Source organism: Mesorhizobium sp. M2A.F.Ca.ET.037.01.1.1, from assembly GCF_003998075.1.
Lineage (GTDB): Bacteria > Pseudomonadota > Alphaproteobacteria > Rhizobiales > Rhizobiaceae > Mesorhizobium.
Window position 1 is genome coordinate 1 of the sequence record NZ_RZSA01000143.1, and the last position, 9,656, is coordinate 9,656.

Annotated in this window: 12 protein-coding genes; 1 reads left to right on the forward strand and 11 read right to left on the reverse strand. The window is 65.2% G+C overall.

Annotated elements, in window-relative coordinates:
* The 10 genes from EOA27_RS09910 to EOA27_RS09950 form a co-directional block, all read right to left on the reverse strand.
* A partial coding sequence (locus EOA27_RS09910) for a trypsin-like peptidase domain-containing protein (RefSeq protein WP_127256055.1) occupies positions 1-1,189 on the reverse strand: 1,189 nt, incomplete at its 3' end.
* A 194-nt stretch (positions 1,190-1,383) separates the two neighbouring features.
* A complete protein-coding gene (locus EOA27_RS09915; protein ID WP_126078360.1) occupies positions 1,384-1,848 on the reverse strand; it encodes a cytochrome c-type biogenesis protein in 465 nt (154 codons plus the stop codon).
* On the reverse strand, positions 1,845-3,830 hold the full coding sequence (locus EOA27_RS09920) for a heme lyase CcmF/NrfE family subunit (protein ID WP_126078361.1): 1,986 nt from the start codon (positions 3,828-3,830) through the stop codon (positions 1,845-1,847). Before EOA27_RS09920 ends, EOA27_RS09915 begins: the two co-directional genes overlap by 4 nt.
* On the reverse strand, positions 3,830-4,273 hold the full coding sequence (gene ccmE / locus EOA27_RS09925) for a cytochrome c maturation protein CcmE (RefSeq protein ID WP_126078362.1): 444 nt from the start codon (positions 4,271-4,273) through the stop codon (positions 3,830-3,832). Before ccmE ends, EOA27_RS09920 begins: the two co-directional genes overlap by 1 nt.
* 3 nt (positions 4,274-4,276) lie before the next feature.
* A complete protein-coding gene (gene ccmI / locus EOA27_RS09930; RefSeq protein ID WP_127256057.1) occupies positions 4,277-5,413 on the reverse strand; it encodes a c-type cytochrome biogenesis protein CcmI in 1,137 nt (378 codons plus the stop codon).
* 108 nt (positions 5,414-5,521) lie between these two features.
* Complete coding sequence (locus tag EOA27_RS09935) at positions 5,522-5,959, reverse strand: hypothetical protein (protein ID WP_126078364.1); 438 nt, start codon at positions 5,957-5,959, stop codon at positions 5,522-5,524.
* Complete coding sequence (locus EOA27_RS40575; RefSeq protein ID WP_189343192.1) at positions 5,956-6,126, reverse strand: hypothetical protein; 171 nt, start codon at positions 6,124-6,126, stop codon at positions 5,956-5,958. Before EOA27_RS40575 ends, EOA27_RS09935 begins: the two co-directional genes overlap by 4 nt.
* Positions 6,123-7,511, reverse strand: a complete 1,389-nt coding sequence (locus EOA27_RS09940) for an ATP-binding protein (RefSeq protein ID WP_126078365.1) — start codon at positions 7,509-7,511, stop codon at positions 6,123-6,125. The genes EOA27_RS40575 and EOA27_RS09940 overlap by 4 nt, the downstream gene beginning before the upstream one ends.
* A gap of 22 nt (positions 7,512-7,533) precedes the next feature.
* Positions 7,534-8,199 (reverse strand): response regulator transcription factor, encoded by a 666-nt coding sequence (locus EOA27_RS09945; RefSeq protein ID WP_126078366.1) that lies wholly within the window; start codon positions 8,197-8,199, stop codon positions 7,534-7,536.
* A gap of 64 nt (positions 8,200-8,263) precedes the next feature.
* On the reverse strand, positions 8,264-8,560 hold the full coding sequence (locus EOA27_RS09950; RefSeq protein ID WP_126078367.1) for a hypothetical protein: 297 nt from the start codon (positions 8,558-8,560) through the stop codon (positions 8,264-8,266).
* Between the two features lie 219 nt (positions 8,561-8,779).
* On the opposite strand from EOA27_RS09950, the gene EOA27_RS09955 reads away from it, so the two are divergent.
* The gene (locus tag EOA27_RS09955; RefSeq protein ID WP_126078368.1) at positions 8,780-9,166 is read left to right on the forward strand and encodes an ester cyclase; all 387 of its coding nucleotides are present in this window, start codon (positions 8,780-8,782) and stop codon (positions 9,164-9,166) included.
* 112 nt (positions 9,167-9,278) lie between these two features.
* Here EOA27_RS09955 and EOA27_RS09960 read toward each other — a convergent pair.
* Positions 9,279-9,656, reverse strand: a 378-nt coding sequence (locus EOA27_RS09960) for a DUF3168 domain-containing protein (RefSeq protein WP_145970310.1), incomplete at its 5' end; no start/stop codon positions are given.

A 9,656-nucleotide genomic window follows, 5' to 3' on the forward strand; every position in this document is an offset into this window, starting at 1 on the left:
CGTCCTTGCCGTTACGCCAGACCGTGACATCGACCGATTTGCCCGGCGCAAACGCACCGATCATGCGGGCGAGCTCCTTCGGCGAGGCGACGTCCTTGCCGTCGACCTGGGTGATGACATCCCCGGCGGTGATGCCCGCCTTCTTGCCCGGACCTGCGTCCTGGGCGCCCGACACCAGCGCGCCCTTGTCCGACTTCAGGCCGAGCGACTCGGCGATGTCGGAGGTGACCGGCTGGATCTCGACGCCGAGCCAGCCGCGCTGGACGGAGCCGCTCTTCATCAGGTCCTGGACGACCTGCTTGGCGGTCGAGGCCGGGATGTCGAAGGCAATGCCGACGCTGCCGCCCGACGGCGAGAAGATGGCGGTGTTGATGCCGATCACCTGGCCGTTGAGGTTGAAGGTCGGACCGCCCGAATTGCCGCGGTTGACTGACGCGTCGATCTGGATGAAGTCGTCGTAGGGCCCGGCGCCGATGTCGCGGCCGCGGGCCGAGACGATGCCGGCGGTGACGGTGCCGCCAAGGCCGAACGGATTGCCGACGGCAACCACCCAGTCACCGATGCGGACCTTGGAATCGTCGGCAAAGTCGACATAGGTGAACTTGTTGCCGCCGCCATCGACCTTCAGCACCGCGAGGTCGGTGCGCGGATCGGTGCCGATCAGCTTGGCGTCGAGTTCCTTGCCGTCATTGGTGACGACGGTGAAGTCCGAGCCTTCCGACACGACATGGTTGTTGGTGACGAGATAGCCATCCTCCGAGATGAAGAAGCCCGAGCCCTGGGCAACCGGGCGTGGCTCGCCATTGCCATGGTCGCGATGGCCGAAGCGGCGCATGCCGAACTGGCCGCCCTGGCCCTGGTCGCCGAAGCCGCGGAATTCCTTGAAGAAGCGGCGCAGCTGCGGGTTGTCGGGCAGGTTGTCAAAACCGCCCTGATCGTCCGAGCCGTCGTCGGCGGTCGGCTGGATCTTGGCCTTGACCTTGACGCTGACAACTGCCGGCGAGACATGCTCGACGACATCGGCGAAGCTCGGCATCTGCGGGGCCTCGACGCGCACGGCTTCGGCCAGCACGGGGGCGGTGCCGGTCGCGAGCATGCCCGCGCCGATCGTGCCGACAACGGCCAGGGAAGCGACGGCGGCCATCAGGCGCTTTCGGGTGCGGGAATATGAATTGGGGGCATTATTCATCGGGTTTCTTATCCTCTATCGATGCGGATGCGCTCAGGCGAAGCATCCTCGGGCAAGAGGATTAGAGAGGCGCACATTACGGCGCCATTTCCGGTACATGAAAGTTTTGTAATGTTGGTGACTGGCGACGAGGACCACGGACGTGCGGAGCGCCCGAAGACGGTTGCAGTCAATCGCCAAGCACGGTGATGGCGCTAATCGCTTAGCATCTTGTCCAGCGCCGCCTTTTCCTCGGCGCTGAGAGTGCTGTCCGACGTCGGGCGGCGCGAGCGGGCGCTCAGCACGATGAAGAGGCCGCCGGCCAGGAGCAGGAGCACCGGCGTGCCCCATAAAAGCGCGTTGCGCAGGCTGAAGCGCGGCTTCAAGAGCACGAACTCGCCATAGCGCGAGACGATGTAATCCATCACCTGCTGGTCGGTGTCGCCGGCGACGAGGCGCTGGCGCACGAGGATGCGCAGGTCGCGCGCCAGATCGGCGTCGGATTCGTCGATCGACTGGTTCTGGCAAACCATGCAGCGCAGGCCTTCCGACAGCGCACGCGCCCTCGCCTCCAATGCCGGGTCCCGCAGCACTTCATCAGGCTTCACCGCCTGCGCGGCGCCCGTAAACGCCAAGGCGAGCAGAAGGATCAGCGAGGCGAGCGAAAACCTTGCCCTCATGTCGGGCTCGTCAACGCGGCGGCCGGCTTGCGGCGCCTCGCGGGCGCGCCGACGCGCAAGCGGCGGTCGGCCAGCGACATGGCCGCGCCCGCCATCATCACCAGGGCACCGCCCCAGATCAGCGTCACCAGCGGTTTCCACCAGAGACGCACGACGACGGAGCCGTCATTACCCTCGTCACCGAGCGATAGGTAAAGCTGGCTCAAGCCGAGCGTGCTGATGCCGGACTCGGTCGTTGCCGTCTGCCGGGCCTGAAAGAAGCGTTTTGCCGAAGAGATCTCGCCCTTGGCATTGCCGTCTGCGCCGATCAGCAGGAAGCGGGCGCGATCCTCGGTGAAGTTCGGACCTTTCTGGGGAAAAAGCCCTTCGAAGCGCAGCGTGTGACCGGAGAGTTCCACCGTCTCACCAGGCCGCATAGTGAGGATTTTTTCGCTGCCGAAGCAGAGCGTGCCGACGATGCCGAGCAAGGTCAGCCCAAGGCCGAGATGGGCCAGTGCCGTGCCGAAGACCGAGCGCGGCAGGCCGGCGAAACGGCGAAGCATGGCGGCCGGCGCCACCGAGCCGGCGCCGGATTTGACGGCAAGGTCGGTCAGCGCGCCGGCGACGAGCCAGACAGCGAGGCCGACACCAAGTGCTGCAAAAACCGAGGCGCCGTCGATGAACAGGCCGGTGACAAGCATCGCGGCGATCGCGAGCGCAAAGGCCGCCATCAGCCGCTGCGAGGCGGCAATCACATCACCGCGCTTCCAAGCGAGCAGCGGGCCGAACGGCACGATCGCCAGCAGCAGCAGCATCAGCGGGCCGAAGGTTAGGTCGAAGAAGGGCGCGCCGACCGAGATCTTGCCGCCGGTGAGCGCTTCGAGCGCCAGCGGGTAGAGCGTGCCGACCAGCACCGTCGCGGTGGCGGTGGTGAGAAAGAGGTTGTTGAGGACCAGCGCGCCCTCGCGCGAGATCGGGTGGAACAGACCGCCGGCCGTCAGGCTGGAGGCGCGCAACGCAAACAGCGCCAGCGAACCACCGATGAACAAAGTCAGGATGCACAGGATGAAGACGCCGCGCGCCGGGTCGGTGGCGAAGGCGTGCACGGAGGTCAGCACGCCCGAACGCACCAGGAAAGTACCGAGCAGCGACAGCGAGAAGGTGAGGATGGCAAGCAGCAGCGTCCAGATCTTCAGCGCCGAGCGCTTCTCCATGACGATGGCCGAATGGAGCAGCGCCGTGCCGGCGAGCCAGGGCATGAAGGAGGCGTTCTCGACCGGATCCCAGAACCAGAAACCGCCCCAGCCGAGCTCGTAATAGGCCCAGTAGGAACCCATGGCGATGCCGCCGGTGAGGAACATCCAGGCGACCAGCGTCCATGGCCGCACCCAGCGCGCCCAGGAGGCGTCGATGCGGCCCTCGATCAGCGCCGCGACCGAGAAGGAAAAGCAGACCGAGAAGCCGACATAGCCGAGATAGAGCAGCGGCGGGTGGATGGCGAGGCCGAGGTCCTGCAGGACCGGATTGAGGTCGCGCCCCTCGACCGGCGCCGGATTGAGGCGGATGAACGGGTTGGAGGTCGTCAGGATGAACAGGAAGAAGGCCGCGCCGATCATGCCTTGCACGGCAAGCACATTGGCCTTGAGCGTCGCCGGCAGATTGTTGCCGAAGACGGCGACGAGCGCGCCGAAGAAGGTCAGGATCAGCACCCACAGAAGCATCGAGCCTTCGTGGTTTCCCCAGGTGCCGGTGATCTTATAGATCATCGGCTGCAGCGAATGGGAATTTTCCCAGACGTTGGCCACCGAGAAGTCCGAGCCGGCATAGGCGCTTGCAAGGGCCGTGAAGGACAGCGCCGTAAGCGCGAAGCCGGTGACGGTGACCGGGCCGCCGACCGCCATCAGCCGCTGATTGCCGGTGCGGGCGCCGACCAGCGGCACCAGCATCTGCACCAGCGACAGCGCGAAGGCGAGCACGAGGGCGAAATGTCCGGTCTCAACCATTATTGGCTCTTGCTTTCCACCCAGACGCCCTTGGCCTTCAGGCCGTCGGCGACTTCCTTCGGCATATAGCGCTCGTCATGCTTGGCCAAGACGCTGTCGGCGACGAAAACCCCGTCCGGACCGAAAGCGCCTTCGGTTATGACGCCCTGCCCCTCGCGGAAGAGATCGGGCAGGATGCCGGTATAGGTCACCTTCACCGATTTCTGCCTATCGGTGACCGAGAAGGCGACAGTTGCGCCGCTGCCGCGCACGACGGTGCCGTTTTCGACGAGGCCGCCAAGGCGGATGCGCTGTCCGGGCGGGACGCTTGCCGTCGCCAGTTCTGCCGGCATGTAGAAATAGGAGGCCTTCTGGCCGAGCGCGTAGAAGGTGAGTCCGGCGGCCGCGGCGAGGAAGGCCAACCCCGCCACGATCACCGACAATCGCTTCTGCTTGCGCGTCATCTCTTACTCCGTCGCCGTCACGCCGAGGGAGGCGGCGAAGGCGGTGAACTTCTTGGCTTGCTCGCTGTCGGCCCCAAAGGCGGCGACAGCGCGGCCGAGCGCCTCGCGCGCCTGATCGGGCTTGCCGAGCACGGCATAGGAACGAATGAGGCGCATCCATCCTTCCTCGTCGCGGGGATTCTGCTTCAATTTGTCATCGAGGCCCGCGACCATCGTTTCGATCATCGCCTGCCGGTCCTGCGGCGACATCTGCTGCGCGGCTTCCATCTGCTGGGCATCCGGCCCGCTCGCCGGCGCGCCCGCCGCGACCGCCGTCTGGCCAGCCTCGGCAAGCGCCTGCTGGACGGCGCTGCGCCAAGGCGAATCCGGCGGAAGCTGGCCGAGCATCTTTTGCCAGGCGGCGACAGCCTCGTCCTTCCTGCCTTCCTGGGCAAGGCCTACCCCCAGGTAGAAATTCGCCTTGGCATTGGCCGGATCGAGCTTGAGAGCCGCCTCGAAGGCGTTTTGCGCATCGGCCGAAACGATGCCGCCGGCAGCGCTCGCGATCGCCTCGCCGAGACCAGCCTGGCGCACCGCGCTGTCGCCGTCGAGGCGAATGGCGTTGCGGTAGGCGGTTATCGCGTCGGGAAAGCGCTGCAGGCGAAGATAGATCGGCGCCAGCACGTCCCAGCCCTTGCCGTCCGACGGATTGGCGGCGAGATGCGCTTCGGCGCGTGCGACCAGCTCGTCGACCGAGGAATCGGCGGGATTCTTGGCGAGACGTTCGGCCAGAGGCTGCGAAGGCAGATCGGGCGAGCCGAGCACGCCGTACAGCCCCCAGCTCAGTAGCGGAACGGCAAGCACGGCCAGGCTGGCGATCAACCTGATGCCGCGGGAGGAGGAGGCGCTGGCGGCGGCCGGCCGCTCGGCCGCGCCGAGACGCAGGATGCGGCGGCCGATCTCGGCGCGCGCCTCCTCGGCCTCGCCCGGCTGGATCAGGCCGCGCGCCACGTCGCGATCCAATTCGGAAAGCTGGTCGCGATAGACTTCGAGGTCGTGGTCGCCAGGCGCCGATGCACCCTTCATGCCGCCGGTGAGCGGCAATAGCACCGCCAGGCTGGCGCCCAGCGTGAGGATTGCGGCTATGACCCAGAACAGCATGGCTCTTCCAATAAAGGCAGAGCCCTGCCCTGCCAACACAAGCATACTGCGACGCTTTGACGGCGGATGCTCTGTCCGGCCTTGATGTATATCAAATGGGCCGATTTATCAGGTCAGCGGCGTCCAACTGCCGTCGGCGTTGCGGCAGGCGGTGCCGCGCGCGGTGACGCCCGCGCCGCCGTTGAAGACGGTGTGGGTGTACTGGCGGCAATCCTGGGAGCCGACCCGATAAGGCTGGGCCGCGACCACCTCGCCATAATGGGAGGCGTTGTCGCCCTTCCACGTCACCTTCTGGCCGCTGGTGTTGTATTCCAGCGCCTTGTACTCCGCCTCCAGCGCCTTGCGCTTTTCGGCGTCGCTCAGACCCGAGCCGATCGATCCGCCGATAAGCCCGCCATTCATCGCCGCGACGATGCTGGTCGACACCTTGCCGCCGGAGGGCGGCGTCGAAACAGGCGTGACCGGGGAGGTTGGACCGCCCCTGCCGAGTGTCGTGCAGCCGGAAACGGCGAGCAGGGCGGAAACGAGCGCGACGCGGATCTTCATGCCAACAACCGGTTCTCTTGAGCGGAATGAGCTTCTTGAGCGAAATGGACTTCTTGAGAGAGATGGTTAGGCGACCGCGCCATCAGGGAAGCATCCTGGCCATAGTGTTGATATTTGTCGGAAATTTGGCCGTCAGCCACTGCTCGCAAATCGATAAAAAACATCATTGAAGGCTCCGCAATCTCACTACCGCCCTCAAGCCGCCCATGCCCGACCGTTCCAGCGCCAGCGAGCCTCCATACTCGTTGACGAGGTCGGCGACAATGGCAAGGCCAAGCCCCGTTCCCGGCTTCGTCTCGTCCAGTCTCTTGCCACGCTTCAACACCTCTCGCGCGCTGTCTTCGGGAATGCCCGGACCGTCATCCTCTATAACGATTTCAAACAGGTTGCCGCTTCCCGAAATAGTGGCGATCGTCACGGCAACAGCGCTCTTTGCCCATTTCATCGCATTGTCGAGCAGATTGCCGAGCAGTTCCTCGAGATCCTCGCGCTCGCCGGCAAAGACAATCTCGGCCGGCGGCAGGGACAGCGTCAGCCGCGTTTGCGGATTGAGCTTGCGCAGAACGCGCACCATGCGCTCGACCAGCGGCGAAACTGGCGTGCGGAAGACGACGCTGTCGCGCTGGGCGGCGACGCGGGCGCGCTGCAGGTAATGATCGACCTGCTTCTGCATGGAAGCCGCCTGGTCGGCGATCAGCTGGCCCTTGGCGCCGCCGAGCGCGCGGCCCTCATTGATCAGCACGGCTAGAGGCGTCTTCAGCGAATGGGCGAGGTTGCCGACCTGGGTGCGCGAGCGCTCGACGATGCGCCGGTTGTTCTCGATCAGCGCATTGGTCTCGTTGGCCAGCGGCTCGATCTCGGCCGGGAAGCTGCCGTCGAGGCGCTGGGCCGTGCCTTCGCGCACCATGGCGAGCGCATTGCGGACCCGGCGCAAGGGCTGGAGGCCCAAGAGGATGGCGATGGCATTGATGGCGATCATGCCGACCCCGAACAGCGACAGATAGGTGAGCAGGCGGCGCTGGAAGCTGGCGATCTCCTGCTCGAGCTCGCTATGATTGCCCATGACGCGGAAGCGGGCGGCGCGGTTCTTGGCGTCCAGCACGAACTCGCTCTCGAACACTTCGAGCTGCTCGCCCTTGATGCCTTCCATCGAGTAGCTGCGCTGGAAGTTCGCGTTGAACGGGACCTCCGCGACGCTCGGCGACAGGAGCGAGGTCGTCATCGAGGAAGAATGGATTTCGCCATGCACGCCCTCGGAGGCAGGCTCCACCGACCAGTACCAGCCGGAATTCGGCTCGGAAAAGCGCAGATCGCCAAGGTCGGGCGCTCCGGTCAGCGCGCCGTTGTCGGAAATGCCGACCGAGCCGATCAGGTTGAACAGATGAGCCGAGAGCAGGCTGTCGAAGCCGCGCTCGCTGGCCTGGCGGTAAAGCGTGGTGATGAGGGTGAAGATGACGACCAGCGTCAGGATCGCCCAGATGGTCGAGAAAGCGATGACGCGGAAGGTCAGCGAGCGCGGCCAGAGCCGCAGCCTTGAAATCCACCTTCCCATCGCTGGCTTCAGCGGTTCCGCGTCACGCCTCCGGCTCTCGCATGCGATAGCCCATGCCACGCACGGTTTCGATCATGTCGATGCCCATCTTCTTGCGAAGCCTGCCGACAAACACCTCGATGGTGTTGGAATCGCGGTCGAAATCCTGGTCGTAGAGATGCTCGACCAGCTCGGTACGCGACACCACCTCGCCCATATGATGCATCAGATAGGCGAGCAGCCGGAACTCGTGCGAGGTGAGCTTCAGCGGCATGCCATTGACGTCGGCCTTGGACGCCTTGGTGTCGAGGCGCAGCGGGCCGCAGGTGAGCTCCGAAGATGCATGGCCGGCCGCACGGCGGATCAGGGCCCGCACTCGGGCGAGCACCTCCTCGATATGGAAGGGCTTTGTGACATAATCGTCGGCGCCGGCGTCGATGCCGGCAACCTTGTCGCTCCAGCGGTCGCGGGCGGTGAGGATCAGCACCGGCATCTTGCGGCCGCCGCGGCGCCAACGCTCGACGACGCTGATGCCATCCATCTGCGGCAGGCCGATGTCGAGGACCACGGCATCGTAAGGCTCGGTCTCGCCGAGGAAATGCCCCTCCTCGCCGTCATAGGCCCGGTCGACGACATAGCCGGCATCGACCAGCGCCTCGGCCAGTTGCCGGTTGAGATCCTTGTCATCCTCGACGACGAGCACGCGCATGGGTTGAAGCCTGTTGCTGGATAGACGTATAGGCCGATTCCGCCGGCCTGGGAAACGAGAGGGGTCAGCCCATCGGGACGACGATTTCCGAGCGGCGCGGCCGCTGTCCGTCCTTACCGGGGACGAGCACGACGATGACGCAGACCTGCTGGCCGCCCCGCGTCGCCTGCGACGCCTTGGCGAGCGTGCCTCCGTTCTGCGCGGCGACCTGCTGGCCGATGGCGTAGCAATCGCTGGCGGCGAGCACCACCGGCTGATCGGCCGACGGCTCGATGGCCGGCAGGGCGATCGCCTGCGACGCAAGCCCGGCCGCGGCAAGCGCCAGCACTGCTTTGCGAAGATGTGAGCCAAGGTTTTTCATGATCACGGTTCTAACGCATATGGGCTGAACGTGAAATGAACGGTGAACGATCGAAAATCATGCCCGCCATTCCCCCGCGCCTGGCGGTGCCAAGGCTCCCTCAAGCCCGGCTTCGAATTCATAGCCGGAAAAGCACTTGATCCGCTACGCTTTTTGGCCTGCCTTCACCGCGCACTGCGCTAGCTAGTGTAGAAACGCCGGACGGCCATGGAGGATGCGATGACGCGCGAGGATATTGCCGGTCTCTATCGGGGCTACATCGCCTGCCTGAACGAGCAGGATTGGGACAATCTCGGCCGCTTCGTCGGCGAGGAGGTCCAGTATAATGGCGATACGATCGGGCTTTCGGGTTACCGCCGCATGCTGGAAGGCGATTTCGAGGCCATTCCCGACCTGCGCTTCAATATCGAGCTTCTGATCTCGGAGCCGCCGCGCGTGGCGGCGCGCCTGCATTTCGACTGCCGGCCCAAGGGCGTGCTGTTCGGCCTGCCTGTCCACGGCAAGCGCGTCTCCTTCGCCGAGAACGTCTTTTACGAGTTCCATGACGGGCGGATTCGCGAAGTCTGGTCGGTCATCGACAAGGCCGCCATCCAGGCGCAGCTGTAGGCCAAGGCGCTTCGCGTGAAACCGATTCAAACGCCGCGCTTAAACCGTTGTTTTGATGAATATTTCGGAGCCGCCAGCTCTACTGCTGGGCGACATGTATCGGCGCAGCCTCTCAGGCGGCTTCCTGCGTCAGCGCGCGGAAGCGCAGCAATCCATGATGGACGGCCAGATCCTCGTCATAGCGGGCCTCGGCGAATTCCAGCGACAGGCGCGTCTGGCCGCGCGAACCGATCGAAAATGCCGCGCCGTCGAGCCGCGCCCTGATGCTGTCCATGATGAGGCGTGTCTCGGCCTCGCCCTGGGCTTTCGACCAGATATGCAAGGTGACCAACTGGTCGCTGTCGTTGTCGGCGCCGGTCTCGAGGTCGAAGGCGCTGGTGCGGCCGTAAGTCACGTTCGGAAAGGCGGCCTTGTCGCTCGCCTGCTCGAGCAGGCGAGCGACAAGGCCGCCTTTCCGAACGTGACTTACGGCCGCACCAGCGCCTTCGAC

Bases quoted from the DNA above. Each gene is read 5' to 3' on its own strand.
- EOA27_RS09950 (WP_126078367.1), bottom strand. From the start codon at position 8,560: ATGAAAAACCTTGGCTCACATCTTCGCAAAGCAGTGCTGGCGCTTGCC.
- EOA27_RS09920 (WP_126078361.1), bottom strand. From the start codon at position 3,830: ATGGTTGAGACCGGACATTTCGCCCTCGTGCTCGCCTTCGCGCTGTCG.
- ccmE (WP_126078362.1), bottom strand. From the start codon at position 4,273: ATGACGCGCAAGCAGAAGCGATTGTCGGTGATCGTGGCGGGGTTGGCC.
- EOA27_RS40575 (WP_189343192.1), bottom strand. From the start codon at position 6,126: ATGATGTTTTTTATCGATTTGCGAGCAGTGGCTGACGGCCAAATTTCC.
- EOA27_RS09935 (WP_126078364.1), bottom strand. From the start codon at position 5,959: ATGAAGATCCGCGTCGCGCTCGTTTCCGCCCTGCTCGCCGTTTCCGGC.
- EOA27_RS09940 (WP_126078365.1), bottom strand. From the start codon at position 7,511: ATGGGAAGGTGGATTTCAAGGCTGCGGCTCTGGCCGCGCTCGCTGACC.
- EOA27_RS09945 (WP_126078366.1), bottom strand. From the start codon at position 8,199: ATGCGCGTGCTCGTCGTCGAGGATGACAAGGATCTCAACCGGCAACTG.
- EOA27_RS09915 (WP_126078360.1), bottom strand. From the start codon at position 1,848: ATGAGGGCAAGGTTTTCGCTCGCCTCGCTGATCCTTCTGCTCGCCTTG.
- ccmI (WP_127256057.1), bottom strand. From the start codon at position 5,413: ATGCTGTTCTGGGTCATAGCCGCAATCCTCACGCTGGGCGCCAGCCTG.
- EOA27_RS09955 (WP_126078368.1), top strand. From the start codon at position 8,780: ATGACGCGCGAGGATATTGCCGGTCTCTATCGGGGCTACATCGCCTGC.